This window comes from Lysinibacillus sp. 2017 (genome assembly GCF_003073375.1).
Lineage (GTDB): Bacteria > Bacillota > Bacilli > Bacillales_A > Planococcaceae > Solibacillus.
The window spans coordinates 2,833,174-2,847,594 of the sequence record NZ_CP029002.1 but is presented as its reverse complement, the minus strand read 5'-3'; the positions used below and the strand labels follow the sequence as shown (position 1 = coordinate 2,847,594).

The 14,421-nt window shown below is 37.2% G+C and carries 17 protein-coding genes and 1 riboswitch; of the genes, 8 read left to right on the top strand and 9 right to left on the bottom strand.

What is annotated here, in order from left to right; genetic code table 11:
* The first annotated feature begins 40 nt into the window (after window positions 1-40).
* The gene (locus tag DCE79_RS13815; RefSeq protein ID WP_108713621.1) at window positions 41-1,477 is read left to right on the top strand and encodes an o-succinylbenzoate--CoA ligase; all 1,437 of its coding nucleotides are present in this window, start codon (window positions 41-43) and stop codon (window positions 1,475-1,477) included.
* A gap of 198 nt (window positions 1,478-1,675) precedes the next feature.
* On the opposite strand, the gene DCE79_RS13810 is transcribed toward DCE79_RS13815, so the two are convergent.
* The 4 genes from DCE79_RS13810 to ytzI all read right to left on the bottom strand — a co-directional run bounded on the left by DCE79_RS13810 (window position 1,676) and on the right by ytzI (window position 3,356).
* Window positions 1,676-2,674 (bottom strand): metal ABC transporter solute-binding protein, Zn/Mn family, encoded by a 999-nt coding sequence (locus tag DCE79_RS13810; protein WP_108713620.1) that lies wholly within the window; start codon window positions 2,672-2,674, stop codon window positions 1,676-1,678.
* A 105-nt stretch (window positions 2,675-2,779) separates the two neighbouring features.
* Window positions 2,780-3,013, bottom strand: coding sequence for a membrane protein insertion efficiency factor YidD (gene yidD, locus DCE79_RS13805; RefSeq protein ID WP_108713619.1), 234 nt, complete (start codon window positions 3,011-3,013; stop codon window positions 2,780-2,782).
* The gene (locus tag DCE79_RS18655; protein ID WP_168214690.1) at window positions 3,010-3,168 is read right to left on the bottom strand and encodes a hypothetical protein; all 159 of its coding nucleotides are present in this window, start codon (window positions 3,166-3,168) and stop codon (window positions 3,010-3,012) included. The genes yidD and DCE79_RS18655 overlap by 4 nt, the downstream gene beginning before the upstream one ends.
* Window positions 3,165-3,356: a YtzI protein gene (ytzI, locus tag DCE79_RS13800; protein ID WP_108713618.1), complete on the bottom strand. Its 192-nt coding sequence runs from the start codon at window positions 3,354-3,356 to the stop codon at window positions 3,165-3,167. The genes DCE79_RS18655 and ytzI overlap by 4 nt, the downstream gene beginning before the upstream one ends.
* Before the next feature lie 263 nt (window positions 3,357-3,619).
* Between ytzI and DCE79_RS13795 the strand changes: the two genes are divergently transcribed.
* The 4 genes from DCE79_RS13795 to DCE79_RS13780 all read left to right on the top strand — a co-directional run bounded on the left by DCE79_RS13795 (window position 3,620) and on the right by DCE79_RS13780 (window position 5,768).
* Window positions 3,620-4,063 carry a Dps family protein gene (locus DCE79_RS13795; protein WP_108713617.1) on the top strand — a complete coding sequence of 148 codons (444 nt, stop codon included), beginning with the start codon at window positions 3,620-3,622 and terminating at the stop codon, window positions 4,061-4,063.
* 159 nt (window positions 4,064-4,222) lie between these two features.
* Entirely contained in the window at window positions 4,223-4,483 is a 261-nt protein-coding gene (locus DCE79_RS13790) for a transposase (protein WP_369916818.1), read from the top strand.
* Window positions 4,484-4,537: 54 nt separating this feature from the next.
* Window positions 4,538-4,996, top strand: coding sequence for an NUDIX hydrolase (locus DCE79_RS13785; protein WP_108713615.1), 459 nt, complete (start codon window positions 4,538-4,540; stop codon window positions 4,994-4,996).
* Window positions 4,989-5,768: an alpha/beta hydrolase family protein gene (locus DCE79_RS13780; protein ID WP_108713614.1), complete on the top strand. Its 780-nt coding sequence runs from the start codon at window positions 4,989-4,991 to the stop codon at window positions 5,766-5,768. Before DCE79_RS13785 ends, DCE79_RS13780 begins: the two co-directional genes overlap by 8 nt.
* A gap of 118 nt (window positions 5,769-5,886) precedes the next feature.
* Here DCE79_RS13780 and pckA read toward each other — a convergent pair whose 3' ends face one another.
* The gene (pckA, locus tag DCE79_RS13775; RefSeq protein WP_108713613.1) at window positions 5,887-7,473 is read right to left on the bottom strand and encodes a phosphoenolpyruvate carboxykinase (ATP); all 1,587 of its coding nucleotides are present in this window, start codon (window positions 7,471-7,473) and stop codon (window positions 5,887-5,889) included.
* Window positions 7,474-7,672: 199 nt separating this feature from the next.
* Window positions 7,673-7,786, top strand: a riboswitch (SAM riboswitch).
* 250 nt (window positions 7,787-8,036) lie between these two features.
* Between pckA and metK the strand changes: the two genes are divergently transcribed.
* Window positions 8,037-9,233 carry a methionine adenosyltransferase gene (metK, locus tag DCE79_RS13770; RefSeq protein WP_108713612.1) on the top strand — a complete coding sequence of 399 codons (1,197 nt, stop codon included), beginning with the start codon at window positions 8,037-8,039 and terminating at the stop codon, window positions 9,231-9,233.
* Window positions 9,234-9,360: 127 nt separating this feature from the next.
* Here metK and DCE79_RS13765 read toward each other — a convergent pair whose 3' ends face one another.
* A complete protein-coding gene (locus tag DCE79_RS13765) occupies window positions 9,361-9,873 on the bottom strand; it encodes a gamma carbonic anhydrase (RefSeq protein WP_108713611.1) in 513 nt (170 codons plus the stop codon).
* A 141-nt stretch (window positions 9,874-10,014) separates the two neighbouring features.
* Between DCE79_RS13765 and DCE79_RS13760 the strand changes: the two genes are divergently transcribed.
* Window positions 10,015-10,818, top strand: coding sequence for an alpha/beta hydrolase (locus tag DCE79_RS13760; RefSeq protein ID WP_108713610.1), 804 nt, complete (start codon window positions 10,015-10,017; stop codon window positions 10,816-10,818).
* A gap of 139 nt (window positions 10,819-10,957) precedes the next feature.
* Window positions 10,958-12,409, top strand: a complete 1,452-nt coding sequence (locus DCE79_RS13755) for an alanine/glycine:cation symporter family protein (RefSeq protein WP_369916817.1) — start codon at window positions 10,958-10,960, stop codon at window positions 12,407-12,409.
* Between the two features lie 19 nt (window positions 12,410-12,428).
* Here DCE79_RS13755 and DCE79_RS13750 read toward each other — a convergent pair whose 3' ends face one another.
* From DCE79_RS13750 to DCE79_RS13740, 3 genes are read right to left on the bottom strand one after another with little or no spacing between them, the layout of a single operon-like run.
* The gene (locus DCE79_RS13750) at window positions 12,429-12,836 is read right to left on the bottom strand and encodes a pyrimidine dimer DNA glycosylase/endonuclease V (RefSeq protein ID WP_108713608.1); all 408 of its coding nucleotides are present in this window, start codon (window positions 12,834-12,836) and stop codon (window positions 12,429-12,431) included.
* A 38-nt stretch (window positions 12,837-12,874) separates the two neighbouring features.
* Window positions 12,875-13,456 carry a tRNA 5-(aminomethyl)-2-thiouridylate-methyltransferase MnmM gene (locus DCE79_RS13745; RefSeq protein WP_108713607.1) on the bottom strand — a complete coding sequence of 194 codons (582 nt, stop codon included), beginning with the start codon at window positions 13,454-13,456 and terminating at the stop codon, window positions 12,875-12,877.
* On the bottom strand, window positions 13,453-14,412 hold the full coding sequence (locus tag DCE79_RS13740) for a tRNA modification radical SAM protein MnmL/YtqA (protein ID WP_108713606.1): 960 nt from the start codon (window positions 14,410-14,412) through the stop codon (window positions 13,453-13,455). Before DCE79_RS13740 ends, DCE79_RS13745 begins: the two co-directional genes overlap by 4 nt.
* Window positions 14,413-14,421 lie beyond the last annotated feature (9 nt).

Here is a 14,421-nt window from a genome sequence, read left to right as displayed (position 1 = left end):
TCTTTTTTAGTGGATAATAAGTATACGAGGAGGGATTTCTATGCAACCAAACTGGGTAAAACAACGTGCGAATTTAACGCCGAATCGAATTGCATTTAGCTTTAATGAAGAGCAATGGACATTTCAACAACTACACGACCTATCTGTACCTTTGGCATACAAACTAAATGCTTGTGGATTAACTAATGGAAAACGAGTTGCAATTTTATCACCGTCAACACCTCAGCTTATTCACGTGATATATGGCTGTATGCAGGCACAATGTGAAATGGTGATGCTAAATGGCAGACTTTCTAAACAAGAGTTAGCCTATCAAATAGACGATGCTGAAGTGGATATGATTTTAGTAGCAGATGGTGAGTGTTCAAAGTTACAAGAAGATGCACGTATCCTATCATTTTCTCAATTAAATGAAATGGAACCAAAACCATTTGACATTGCTTGTGAATGGAATGATGATTTTGCGTTAACGATAATGTATACGTCTGGGACGACAGGATTTCCAAAAGGTGTATGTCAAACAGTAGGTAATCATAGCTCAAGTGGCATTAGTTCCGCATTGAATCTAGGTATTTCAGAACATGATGTTTGGCTTTGTACGGTACCGATTTTTCATATAAGTGGTTTTTCGATTGTTGTGCGTTCCTTATTATATGGAATGAAAATACGTTTATATGAAAAATTCGATGCGTTCCGATGTGCACAAGAAATTAGCACGGGCGCGGTGACCAAAATGTCAGTTGTTTCAGTTACGTTGGAAAATATCATTTCCGTCATGGAAAAGGAGCATATGACCGCGCATCCAAATTTCACTACGATGCTTGCAGGAGGCGGACCAGTCCCTATGGATTATTTGAAACGAGCGATTGCTTTGAAATTACCAGTTGCCCAAACGTACGGTATGACTGAAACAGCTTCACAAACAGCAACGCTATCAAATGAAGATGCATTAACACATCTTGGTTCTGCGGGGAAACCGTTATTTTTCAATCAAATTCGTATTGAAACGAAAGAAAATAAAAAGATCGGTGAAATTTTAGTCCGTGGTCCTCATGTAACCCCGCGTTATATAGGGAAATTTAAGAACAAAGAAACGACGAAGGACGGTTGGTTGTATACCGGTGACCTTGGCTATTTAGATAAAGAGGGTTATTTGTATGTTGTTGATCGCCGCTCGGATTTAATTATTTCTGGTGGCGAAAATATTTATCCAGCAGAGATTGAGAGCGTACTTTTATCACATCCAGCAGTTAAAGAAGCAGGCGTATGTGGGATGAATGACGAGAAGTGGGGACAGGTACCGATTGCATTTGTTGTCAAAAAGGAGAATATTTCAGAGCAAGAGTTAGTAAGCTTCTGCAAAATAAACCTTGCTAACTATAAAATACCCCAAAAAATACATTTCGTAAATTTACTCCCTAGAAATGGGTCTAACAAGCTAGTCAGAAGAAACTTAATACAAATAGTCGACAATTAGGTAAGAAGTTAATTAGGACTTTTCTAACGATTTATACTACATTCATGAAAAAGGCAAAAAACGTACCGGTTGAATTTAAAGACATTAAAATCAGTATCAATTACACAGCAGCAGTTCACTAAAAACAAATGATCTTTTGTAGCGAAACATTAAAAAATGCCCTCTTGTTCACGATAAAGTGACCAAAAGGGCATTTTTTTAGTTTGATAAAGCTTGTTTTAATACATCTATATTTTTACGCATTAACGTAAAGTAATCTTCATTATTCGCGATGTCTTCTTTCGTAAGAACACTTAAGTTATGCAAAATTAATGGTTTGGCACCAATTTCTTTTTGAATAATCTCTGTTAAACTTGATGAAACATTTTGCTCGAAGAACATGTATTCGATGTTTTCTTTTTTTGCTAAATCCACAATGGCTGTTAATTCTTTTTGTGAAGGTTCACTTTGCGAGTTTAGACCTGCAACGGGTACTTGAGTGAAGCCGTAGTGACCTGCGATGTAGCCAAATGCCGCGTGAGAGACGAAGAAAGTTTTCTTAGACGTCGATTTTGCCATTTCTTCAAAATCAGCGTTTAGCGTGTTTAAATCGGCAACTAGTTGGTCATAGTTTGCAGTGAATGTTGCTTCTTGTTCAGGCAAGGCATTTACTAATTCATCTTTAATCGATAATGCTAATTGCTGTGAAATAATAGGTGATAACCAAACGTGTGCATCCTGGTCCGTATCGGCATGGTCTTCGTGAGTATCTTCGTCGTGATCATGATCATGGTCTTCTTCTGTCGCTTCAGCATGTGTATGACCTGTAGAAATATGCAATTGGTCTTCTGTTACACCCTCAGCTGTAGGAACGAGTTTTACACCTTCATTAGCTAATGTTTTTTTTGATTTTTCTAAGAAGCCTTCAAGACCTAGTCCAACATAGAAAAATAAATCGGCATCTGCTAAAGACATCATATCTTTTTGGGTTGGTTCAAATGTATGCTCATTGGCACCTGCTGGATAAATTGAAGCAACTTCGACAGCATCTCCGCCTATACGCTCTGCAAAATATTGCAATGGATAAACCGTTGTATAAATAGAAAGTTTGTCAGATGAATCTCCTGGAGTAGTCTTACTTCCTTTTGAAGCGTCGTCAGAACTACAAGCAGCTAATAAAAGCGTGAGTACTGTCACATAGAATAATAGTTTTTTCATGTATAATGAACCCCTTAAATAGTAATTGTTACGATTTAAATATTTTTAACATTTTTAATCATACATGATGTACAAAAAAAAAACAATATAAAAAACCTTCGAAAATTATTTTTTTTTCGAAGGCCATTTATCAGGTACAGGATCAAAGCCACCTGGATGCAGTGGCTGACATTTTAAAATTCGAATGATTGTCATTAAACTACCCTTGATAGCACCATGTTTTTGAATCGCTTCAATTCCGTAACTTGAACAGGTTGGGTGAAAGCGACAAGAAGGTGGTTTCATCGGCGATAAGTACTTTTGATATAACCGAATGAACCCAATAAATAATTTTTTCATTTAGTTTCTTGCTCTCCATTTTTGTACGCACGAATTGGTTTCGTGTCGATAGTTTGCTTTAATGATACGTTGTTTTTTCGAGCAAGTAAAATAATTGCTAACGAAAAGATCCCCATGATTGTTACGATAATAATAAGAACGATTGGTAAGCTCATGCTTTCACCTCTGTATTTTCGTTTAAAGTTGTTTCTTTTTCATTTTTAGCTGCTATTGAATCTGAATGATGTGTTACTTCATCAATTGTATGCTTTACTTTATAGCCCCAATTGACAGCTATTAAGAAAAGGCCAGTAATAAGGCTGACAATACATATACATACAATGACTATTGCGGTCATAGACATAGAATTTCCTCCGTTAACTATAGTACTTCTGTTAATTTTACAATAAATACTAGCAAGAAAATTAACTTTTCCATGACGATTATGTTTCGATTTAGTCTTAATAGGAAATACTAGATATTAGAACAATTAAATTCAATAATTATACACACACAGATTTCATAATAATGTTAGGAAAAATTCAATGATAATATTTACCATTCGAAATAAAGTTTTCAAGATGTAACATCCATTGAAACTTTAAATAAATACATGGAGTGATTGAAATGGCAAAAAAAGAATTAAACAATCAATTAAATGAGTTAGTAGCGACATGGTCAGTACAGTATACAAAGTTACATAATTTCCATTGGTATGTAAACGGACCTTCATTCTTTACTCTACACACAAAATTTGAAGAGCTATACAACGAAGTGACGTTAAATTTAGATGAAGTGGCAGAACGTATTTTATCTCGTGGAGGCAAGCCCGTTGCAACATTAAAAGAGCATTTAGAGCTTTCACTTATTAAAGAAGCAACAGGAGGAGAAGCAACAGAAGAAATGGTTGAATCGACAATTGCTGACTTTAAAACGATTATGAAAACCTTAAAGAAAGCAATGGATACAGCTGCTGAAGAAGGCGATGACCGCACAGAAGATTTATTAAACGCAACATACCAAAGCTTAGAAAAGCATACTTGGATGTTAAATGCATATTTAGGTAAATAAATTGTTAAAAAACGACTCCTGTAACTGGGGTCGTTTTTGTTTTATGCAATGCATAACAGGACTTCGATTCGTTCATCCTTTAAATGGAGGTGAACAAATTTGGACAAACAAAAAGTCTATGTATCTGTGGTGAATAATACATGTAATTTTCAACCAGGCATGAATTATGAATTTGTATTGCAGATGGAACCCGTAAAGGCACGCGTGTTTTCAAAATTGTTTTATCAAATGAATGGATTAGAAGCATCCAATGCCTTCCGTGCACATATGGCTTATATTCCATATCATATGGACCGGTTAAATCATGAGATAGATCATCGTCTTCGAAAAGTGTATGCATTGATTCATGAGTTTGGTGATGACGAGACGAAACTATTTGTTGAACAGCTACCTTATTTTAAATTGAACACCACTTTGTAAGTTGAATGTCAGACATTCGTTCGCTACACTATGAGGTAGGAGTTGAGCGAAACGATGTTTACTTTTATCGATGAAAACGGTTTGACAGTAGATTTAAGATTTGATAAAGGCCCATTTGAAGTGGAGCCAAAGCATGTATTAGCGCTAGTACAACATAACGGCAAGTGGCTATGCACGATTCATCATCATCGTGGTATTGAGTTTCCAGGAGGAAAGCAAGAAGAAGGGGAAACATTAGTACAAGCGGCTATTCGTGAGGTTTATGAGGAAACAACAGTCGTTGTAGAAGATGTGAAATGGTTTGCCTATTATATCGTGTATGATGAAATCCCATTTTGTAAGGCAGTCTTTACAGCAAAGGTAAAAGAAATTCAAACGTTTGTCGGGGACTATGAAACAGAAGGTGTCATCTGGTTGACAGAGGAAGAGCTTTGGCAACAACCAAATTTAAGCTTTTATATGCGTGATGCGGGGATGAAAAAGATGTTACAGGAAGTGAAAAATCATGAATGAAAATGGTAACATCTATTCGATTCGAAATTACCCGTCACCGAATCCTCATATTCGCTTAGATGAAGTGATTTATTGGTCGCAAGGATTACGCGTAAAGGGCTTACTTGCACGTCCTAAGAAGTCAGGGAACTATGAAGGGCTCCTTTATTTACGAGGAGGACTGCAATCGATTGGGATGGTACGACCTGCACGTATTGCACAGTTTGCAGCACAAGGCTTTGTTGTATTTGCTCCGTATTACCGTGGTAATCGCGGCGGGGAAGGCAAGGATGAATTTGCAGGCGATGACCGATTTGATGCAAGTAATGGCGTTGATGTATTAAAACAATTTGTGAAGCAAGACAACATACATTTATATGGCTTCTCGCGCGGGGGGTTAATGGTGTTATGGACCGCAATTCTGCGTGATGATATTAAATCAATAGTGACATGGGCTGGTGTTTCAGATGCAACCGCAACGTATTGGGAACGTGTCGATATGCGTAGAGGTTTAAAGCGAATTGTCGGAGGAACACCGAATAAAGTACCAGAAAACTATGATAATCGAACGCCTTTATTCAACGTTGATCAAATTGATGCCCCAGTACTAATCATTCACGGGACGGAAGATCAACATGTCAATATCGAGCATGCATATCAGTTAGAGCTATACTTAAAAGAAGAAGGAAAACGCGTAGAAACTTGGTTTTCACTTGGGTTAAGGCACCATTACCCACCAAAATTAAATCGAGCGACTGTTCATAACTTATGTCAGTGGATGAAGCAACAGTAACATAAATGGAAAAGGGATGTAATGTAAGTGAAGACTTACGCTACATCCCTTTTCGTATGATATGAAATATGGTGAAGTTTAGTAAATAAACATTATGTCGGAATCAACCAATTAGCAATTAAGCTAATGGACCACCCTTTTTCACGATATCTTCGTCAACATTAACGAATTTCGTAAAGTTGTTTTTAAATAGACCAGCTAGCTCAGATGCTTTTTTGTCGTAAGCTGCTTTGTCTGCCCATGCATCACGAGGGTTTAATACTTCAGATGGAACACCTTCAATGGCTACTGGGATATTTAATCCAAATACAGCATCTTGAGTTGTTTCAACGTCGTTTAATTTACCTTCGATTGCAGCACGTACCATTGCACGAGTATAAGAAAGTTTCATACGGCTACCTACACCGTATTCGCCACCAGTCCAACCAGTGTTTACTAAGAATACTTGTGAACCGTGCTCGTCAATTTTCTTACCTAATTGCTCAGCATAAACTGTTGCAGGAAGTGGTAGGAACGGTGAACCGAAGCATGTAGAGAATACTGGTTCTGGCTCCGTAACGCCACGCTCTGTACCAGCTAATTTAGAAGTGAAACCACTTAAGAAGTGATACATTGCTTGTTCTTTATTTAATTTAGAAACAGGAGGTAATACACCAAATGCATCCGCAGTTAAGAAAATGATTGTTTTTGGGTGACCTGCTACTGATGGTAATACAATATTATCGATGTAATCGATTGGGTATGCAACGCGCGTATTTTCAGTTAATGAACCGTCATCGTAATCACATACACGCGTTTCTGGATTTACTGCAACGTTTTCTAAAACAGCACCGAAGCGAATAGCATTGTAGATTTCTGGTTCTTTTTCTTTTGAAAGGTTGATTGTTTTTGCATAGCAACCACCTTCAATATTGAATACGCCATTGTCAGACCAACCGTGCTCGTCATCCCCAATTAATTTACGGTCAGCATCTGCTGATAAAGTTGTTTTACCAGTACCTGATAAACCGAAGAATAATGAAACGTCGCCTTCTTCGCCAACGTTAGCTGAACAGTGCATTGGGAAGATGCCTTGCTCTGGTAATAAATAGTTCATAATACCGAAGATTGATTTTTTCATTTCACCAGCGTACTCAGTACCACCGATTAAAATAATTTTCTTTTCAAGAGAAGTGATGATAAATGTTTCTGAAGCTGTACCATCTACCTCTGGATTTGCTTTAAAGTTTGGAGCAGCAACGATTGTGAAATCAGCTACATGAGAAGCTAATTCCTCTGCTGTTGGACGGATGAATAATTGATGACAAAATAGGTTATGCCAAGCATATTCGTTAATTACTTTAATTGATAGTTGAGAATCTATATCTGCACCTGCAAAGCCGTTGAACACGAATAATTCATCGCACTCTTTTAAGTAGTTAATGACTTTTACATATAATTTGTCGAATACTTCTGATGAGATTGGACGGTTAATTTTACCCCAGTTAATTTTATCTTTAGAACCGTCTTCTTCAACCATGTATTTATCTTTAGGAGAACGGCCAGTATATTTGCCTGTTTCAGCACGTAAAGCACCGTCAACAGTTAACATTGCTTCTCCACGTGATGTCGCTTTTTCAACTAATTGTGGAACTGATAGTTGTGTTTGAATATTTTCCCCGTTTAAAAGTTCTTTCAGCTCGTTAGCAATTTCTACCGAATTCATCGATTAAATACCATCCTTTTTTATAGTATTCCCTTGTGTAGGGGAGTTGTTTGTTAATTCAAAAATAGTATAACACATTGATATTAATAATCTATACTAATTATGAATTATTTTTAATGGATTTTCTAACTGTAATAATTAAGACAAAATTGGTTGACATAAAATCCGTTTTTACGTAAGATTGTTTAATGAACGGATACTCTTATCCCGAGCTGGTGGAGGGGCAGGCCCTTTGAAACCCGGCAACCTGCGTTATGTTAACGTGTTGGTGCCAACCTGATGCAAGGGCAAAATAACCCTTGAACGATAAGAGTGAAAGGTAACGAAGCATATTAATCCTTTCCTCACGCGTGATGAGCGCGGTAATGAGTGAAAGGATTTTTTTATTTTGATTTAAAAATCGCGAATAGATTTAAGATAGAGTTAAATTTATAGCCTTTCAAAACCTCGTGTTAAAGCAAACAAAGCTTGGCGTTTATACTATTACTATATAAACGGACATGGGTAATGAGTACCGTATCAAAACAAAAAACAATTGCCAAAGTGAATTAGGAGGAAATGACATGACAAATCGTCGACTGTTTACATCAGAAAGTGTAACGGAAGGACATCCAGATAAAATTTGTGACCAAATTTCAGATGCTATTTTAGATGCCATTTTAGCAGCAGATCCAAACGCACGTGTAGCTTGTGAAACAACGGTAACAACAGGCTTAGTATTAGTTTCTGGTGAAATTACAACAACAACTTATGTGGATATGAAAGGAATTATCCGTGATACTGTAGCAGAAATTGGCTACACACGTGGTAAATACGGCTTTGATGCTGAAAACTTAGCAGTACTTGTAGCGGTGGGAGAACAATCTCCTGATATCGCACAAGGTGTTGACCAAGCATTAGAAGCACGTGAAGGTTCAATGACGGACGAAGAGTTAGAAGCAATTGGAGCAGGTGACCAAGGTTTAATGTTCGGTTACGCTTGTAATGAAACACCTGAATTAATGCCAATGCCGATTTCATTAGCACACAAATTAGCACGCCGTTTAACAGAAGTGCGTAAAAACGGTACATTAGATTACTTACGTCCAGATGGTAAAACACAAGTGACAATCGAGTATGGTGAAAATAATGTTCCTTTACGTGTAGATACAATTGTTATTTCAACACAACACGATGAAGAAGCAACATTAGAACAAATTCAAGCGGATATGAAAAAATACGTAATCGCAGAAGTTGTACCAGCAGAGCTTTTAGATGAAGCAACAAAATACTTCATCAATCCAACTGGTCGTTTCGTAATCGGTGGTCCTAAAGGAGATGCAGGTCTTACAGGACGTAAAATTATTGTCGACACTTACGGTGGTTATGCACGTCATGGTGGCGGTGCATTCTCAGGTAAAGATGCAACAAAAGTTGACCGTTCGGCAGCCTATGCAGCTCGTTATGTTGCAAAAAATATCGTAGCAGCTGGCTTAGCAGATCGCGCGGAAGTACAACTTGCCTATGCAATTGGTGTAGCTCAACCCGTATCGATTGCTGTAGATACATTCGGTACTGGTAAAGTTGCTGAAAGTAAAATCGTTGAGTGGGTTCGTGAATTATTTGACCTACGTCCAGCAGGGATTATTAAAATGCTTGACTTGCGTCGTCCGATTTACAAACAAACAGCTGCATACGGTCACTTCGGTCGTACAGATATAAATGTTCCTTGGGAAAATACAGATAAGGCAGCAGCTTTAAAAGAAAAAGCAGGCCTATAATAAAAAAAGAAAAGGAGCAGTGGTCGACATATCGTTGACACCGCTCCTTTTTTTATTTTTGACTTGAAAAAAATTCATTATATAAATAGGAAGAAATACATTTTTTAGTAAGAGTGTTATTTCACAATTACTTTTGTAAGGATTTATAATATTGTCCCTTTTCTACATATTCACGAATAATCCGGTCCATATCTGCACGATCTTCCGCTGTCACTTCGCGTACGACTTTTGCAGGGCGTCCCATTGCTAGCATATTTGGAGGAATGACTTTTCCTGGCGGTACAAGGCTACCTGCACCGATAAATGCGCCTTCCCCAATTTCAGCACCATCTAAAATGATGGAACCCATGCCAATTAGTGCACGTTTCTTTATTGTGCAGCTATGTAATGTTACTTGATGACCAATTGTTACTTCGTCTTCAATAATTAATGGAAATGCTGGGCTCTGGTGGAGACAAGATAAATCTTGAACACTAACACGGTCACCAATAATTGTTTTGTTGACATCGCCACGTATGACGGTATTGAACCAAATTGTAGTTTCGGCACCGATTGTTACGTCACCTGTAATCGTTGCATAATCTGCAATAAAAGCAGAAGGATGAATCGATGGAGTTTTATCTTTGTATGGATAAATCATACGAAATTCCTCTTTTCTTGTATAAAATAGTATTTGAATCTAATAGTATCGTACCAAATGAATTGAAATTTTCAAATAACATTTCTTTTTTCAATAGATGGATTATAATGAATAGAAGTTTCATATGAAGGAGGTTTAATCATGTGGAAATGGGAAGCTGAAGGGCAACCGAAAGCGGTAGTTGCTATACTACATAGTGCATATGAACATCATCGTTGGTATGCATGGTTAATTGAAAAGTTTCGAAGTGCAGGCTTTCATGTTGTCATGGGAGATTTACCGGGACATGGAGATCAAGCAAAATATGCGAGATACCATGATGAAGATTTCGAGGAATATGTATCTTATACAAAACTACTATTAAAGGTAGCACTTGAATATAATTTACCGCTGTTTATAGTCGGAAATGGTTTAGGTAGTACGATTGCGATGAAGGCACTTAAAAAAAATAAAATTGAATGTGCAGGTATTATTTTGACGTCACCTTGGTTAAATTTAAAGCTTACACCAGGTAAAATGTCCAATGCTTTAACGAGCTTAAGTGCGATTACATCAAATGTTAAGATTAAGCATGAATTGACGTTGCAACATTGCTCTAGAAATACAGATGTATTAATAGAGTTAAAAGAAAGTTTACCACTCAACAGTATGGTAACCGTGAAATGGTATCGTGATTGGCAACAAATATCGCGAACTTTACGTGATCCAGAATACAAATTTCCAGATGTTCCGCTGTTATTAATGAATGGCGAAAATGATAAAGTGACAGATATTGCAGCTTCTAAAAAGTGGCTGTTGCAACAATCTTTGACAGAATTTCATTATAAAGAGTGGGCAAACTGCCTTCACAGTCTCTATTTTGAACTGGAACGTGAAGAAGTTTTCCGCTATACAACCGACTTTATTAATAATGTATTAAGAGATTTAGGTTATATAATTGAATAGTATTTTACCTAACAAAAAATTATAATTTGTTAGGTTTTTTTTATTTTTGAAAAAATCTATCGAAATTTTCGAATATTTGTAATATACTAAATTTTAAATTAATACAATAATTTTACAAAGGGGTGGCTTAATGGGATTTATCAATGATTTTGTAGGCTGGGCAAATAATATTTTATGGGGCCCAGTTATGATTTACGGAATTTTAGTAGTTGGTTTATTGTTCTCAATCCTAACAAAGTTTGCACAAGTCCGATTAATTAAGGACATGTTTGTTCTGATGTTCAAAGGGAAAAAATCGGACGCAGGTGTATCATCATTCCAAGCTCTATCTATCGCGTTGTCCGGTCGTGTTGGTACTGGTAATATCATCGGTACAGCTTCTGCCATCGCATTTGGTGGTCCAGGTGCAGTGTTCTGGATGTGGGTCACAGCTTTCATCGGGGCTTCTACTGCTTATATGGAGTCTACATTAGCTCAAATCTACAAAGAAAAGAAAGACGGTCAATATCGTGGGGGACCAGCGTTTTATATTGAAAAATCTACTGGAATTAAAGCTTTAGGAATCTTATTCGCTATTGCGATGATATTATCTGTAGCGATTTTAATGCCTGGTGTACAAGCAAATGCCATTGCTGGAGCAGTAGATAACGCATTTGGTATCGCACCGTGGATTACAGGATTAGTAACCGCTTTATTATTAGGTGTTATTATTTTCGGTGGTGTAAAACGTATTGCAAGTGTTGCTCAAATTTTAGTTCCATTTATGGCATTAGTGTATTTATTAGTAGCATTAGTAGTTATTCTAATGAATGCTTCAGCAGTACCTGACGTTTTTGGTTTAATTTTCCGAAGTGCATTTAGTTCTGATGCAGTATTTGGAGGTATGATTGGTAGCGCCATTTTCTGGGGTGTAAAACGTGCGATTTACTCAAACGAAGCAGGTCAAGGTACAGGAGCTCACCCAGCAGCAGCTGCAGAAGTTTCTCACCCAGCTAAACAAGGGTTAGTACAAGCGGCATCAGTATATATTGATACATTACTAGTATGTACTGCAACAGCATTGATGATCTTATTCATGGGTACATATAACGTACATGATGGTAGCCAGGACGGAGCATTAATTGAAGCTAAATTCGATGAGTCTATCACGTATACACAATTTACACAAGCTGCGGTTAATAATGCATTCCCAGCGTTAAATAACTTTGGTTCAGGGTTTGTAGCAATATCATTATTCTTATTCGCTTTCACTACATTAATGGCTTACTACTACATTGCTGAAACCAATGTTTCGTATCTGTTTAAGGGTGGGGCAGAAAAAATAGGGATTTTCTTAATGAAAATTATATTACTGGTATCAGCATTCTACGGTACTGTAAAAACGTCTGACTTAGCTTGGGCATTTGGTGACGTTGGTTTAGGGCTAACGGTTTGGATAAACGTCATATTGATGTTATTCATTATGAAACCAGCATTACTTGCACTGAAGGATTATGAACAGCAGAAAAAAGAAGGAAAAGACCCAGTGTTTGATCCGAAAAAGCTCGGTATTAAAAACGCAGACTTCTGGGAAACTTATAAAAAAGATTAAATGAAAGGAGCATGCTGATTTAGTTCAGCTGCTCCTTTTTTTCTTCATAAAAATGTTTTAAATTCTCGAACTGATCAGAAGTGAAATCCTTTTGACCTCGAATATATTTTTCAAGTAAATTAAAATAACAAATCGTCAAATATTGTATATCATGATGCTGCTTAAATGGTTCGTAAATTGAACTTGGCTGTACATTTTCAAAGTAATGTTCCATTTTGTCGATTGTCCGAATGTTTATGTGTCGATTGCGCATTTCTTCAAGTACAAGTGCTGTATAGCAGTACAAGTCTTCTTTCGGATATTCATAAATATAATTAATTAAAATATGCTGGTCTTGTTTTTTGAAAATACTATTGAGCTCACGCCATTGGGCAAGTAATTGGCTTTTTGGTAAAAAGGGAATTAGCTCGCTGTGCCATAGTCTCATTGACTCATCCTTTCTTAAAGAAAAAGAGCTAAGATATCTTAGCTCTCTAATGGAATATCTTTTACTTTTTCTAGTGCAATAATAAATGGCGGATCATTTTTTTGATTTATAAATTCATAGCGTAAAACGTGGATGTACTTTTGCGGTAAATTACTTACATACGATATGACCTCATCACGCTCTTCTTTACCGCCTTCATGTCCATGATAAACGACTAGCACAATGATGCCACCTACTTTTAATAACTTCAGTAAGCTTTCAAGTGCTTGGATCGTTGTATTTGGCATTGTCACAATATCATGATTACTGCCCGGTAAGTATCCAAGATTGAAAATGGCACCTGCTACAGGCTTTGTTACATAGTTTGCGACATTTTCATGTCCGTCTCTTAATACGATAGCACGGTGTTCAAGTGCGTTGTCGAGTAAACGATGAAGTGTTGCATCGACTGCTTCTTTTTGAACGTCGAATGCATACACATAACCATCATCGCCAACTAAATTTGCTAAAAATAACGTATCATGTCCATTACCTGCTGTTGCATCGACTGCAATATCACCTTCAGTAATCGACATTTCTAATAAAGTTTGTGCATATTGGATCACGCGTTCGAGTTTCATTCGCTGATCACTTCCGCTTTATAGTGCTTTCCTTGCCATGATCCACGACGCTCTAACTCCGCATCAATCCCATTTAATACTTCCCATTTGTTTACGGACCACATTGGACCCACCATTAAGTCAATAGGACCGTCACCAGTAATTCGGTGCACAATCATTTCTGGTGGAATGATTTCGAGCTGATCCGCAACGAGTTTCACGTACGCATCTTTTTCCATAAACTCAAGCATCCCTTTTTCGTATTGTTTTACGAGTGGTGTGCCTTTTAATAGATGCAGTAAATGAATTTTAATACCTTGTACATCTAATTTTGCCACTTCACGTGCTGTTTCCATCATCATATCGTAATCTTCAAGGGGAAGACCGTTAATAATATGTGTGACGATTCGAATCCCGTGTTTGCGAAGTTTATTGACACCTTCAACATATGTTGCATAATCATGAGCGCGGTTAATTAAGTTCGCCGTTTTTTCGTGAACCGTTTGTAGTCCAAGCTCTACCCAAAGGTATGTGCGTTCATTTAGTTCTGCTAAATATTCGACAACATCATCTGGTAAGCAATCTGGTCGAGTTGCAATTGAAATACCCATTACACCTTCACAAGCAAGAGCTGCTTCGAATTTTTCTTTTAACACTTCAAGTGGGGCGTGCGTATTTGTATATGCTTGGAAATAAGCCATTGTTAGGCCATCTTTCCATTTGTTCTCCATCTTCGCTTTAATTTGTTCAAATTGAACTGGAATTGGATCTACTTTATTGCCTGCAAAGTCACCTGAACCAGCAGCTGAACAAAACGTACAGCCACCAAATGCAACGGTGCCGTCACGGTTAGGACAATCAAAGCCTGCATCAAGTGCTACTTTATAAACCTTCTTACCAAATTCATTTCTTAAATAACGATTCCATGTATAATAACGCTTTCCATCAGACGGGAAAGGAAAATTTATTTCAGTCATTAGTCTGTT

What these genes read in the sequence shown, in the direction of transcription:
- DCE79_RS13815 (WP_108713621.1), top strand. Translation starts at nt 41, where the DNA reads ATGCAACCAAACTGGGTAAAACAACGTGCGAATTTAACGCCGAATCGA.
- DCE79_RS13810 (WP_108713620.1), bottom strand. Translation starts at nt 2,674, where the DNA reads ATGAAAAAACTATTATTCTATGTGACAGTACTCACGCTTTTATTAGCT.
- yidD (WP_108713619.1), bottom strand. Translation starts at nt 3,013, where the DNA reads ATGAAAAAATTATTTATTGGGTTCATTCGGTTATATCAAAAGTACTTA.
- DCE79_RS18655 (WP_168214690.1), bottom strand. Translation starts at nt 3,168, where the DNA reads ATGAGCTTACCAATCGTTCTTATTATTATCGTAACAATCATGGGGATC.
- ytzI (WP_108713618.1), bottom strand. Translation starts at nt 3,356, where the DNA reads ATGTCTATGACCGCAATAGTCATTGTATGTATATGTATTGTCAGCCTT.
- DCE79_RS13795 (WP_108713617.1), top strand. Translation starts at nt 3,620, where the DNA reads ATGGCAAAAAAAGAATTAAACAATCAATTAAATGAGTTAGTAGCGACA.
- DCE79_RS13790 (WP_369916818.1), top strand. Translation starts at nt 4,223, where the DNA reads ATGAATTATGAATTTGTATTGCAGATGGAACCCGTAAAGGCACGCGTG.
- DCE79_RS13785 (WP_108713615.1), top strand. Translation starts at nt 4,538, where the DNA reads ATGTTTACTTTTATCGATGAAAACGGTTTGACAGTAGATTTAAGATTT.
- DCE79_RS13780 (WP_108713614.1), top strand. Translation starts at nt 4,989, where the DNA reads ATGAATGAAAATGGTAACATCTATTCGATTCGAAATTACCCGTCACCG.
- pckA (WP_108713613.1), bottom strand. Translation starts at nt 7,473, where the DNA reads ATGAATTCGGTAGAAATTGCTAACGAGCTGAAAGAACTTTTAAACGGG.
- metK (WP_108713612.1), top strand. Translation starts at nt 8,037, where the DNA reads ATGACAAATCGTCGACTGTTTACATCAGAAAGTGTAACGGAAGGACAT.
- DCE79_RS13765 (WP_108713611.1), bottom strand. Translation starts at nt 9,873, where the DNA reads ATGATTTATCCATACAAAGATAAAACTCCATCGATTCATCCTTCTGCT.
- DCE79_RS13760 (WP_108713610.1), top strand. Translation starts at nt 10,015, where the DNA reads ATGTGGAAATGGGAAGCTGAAGGGCAACCGAAAGCGGTAGTTGCTATA.
- DCE79_RS13750 (WP_108713608.1), bottom strand. Translation starts at nt 12,836, where the DNA reads ATGAGACTATGGCACAGCGAGCTAATTCCCTTTTTACCAAAAAGCCAA.
- DCE79_RS13745 (WP_108713607.1), bottom strand. Translation starts at nt 13,456, where the DNA reads ATGAAACTCGAACGCGTGATCCAATATGCACAAACTTTATTAGAAATG.
- DCE79_RS13740 (WP_108713606.1), bottom strand. Translation starts at nt 14,412, where the DNA reads ATGACTGAAATAAATTTTCCTTTCCCGTCTGATGGAAAGCGTTATTAT.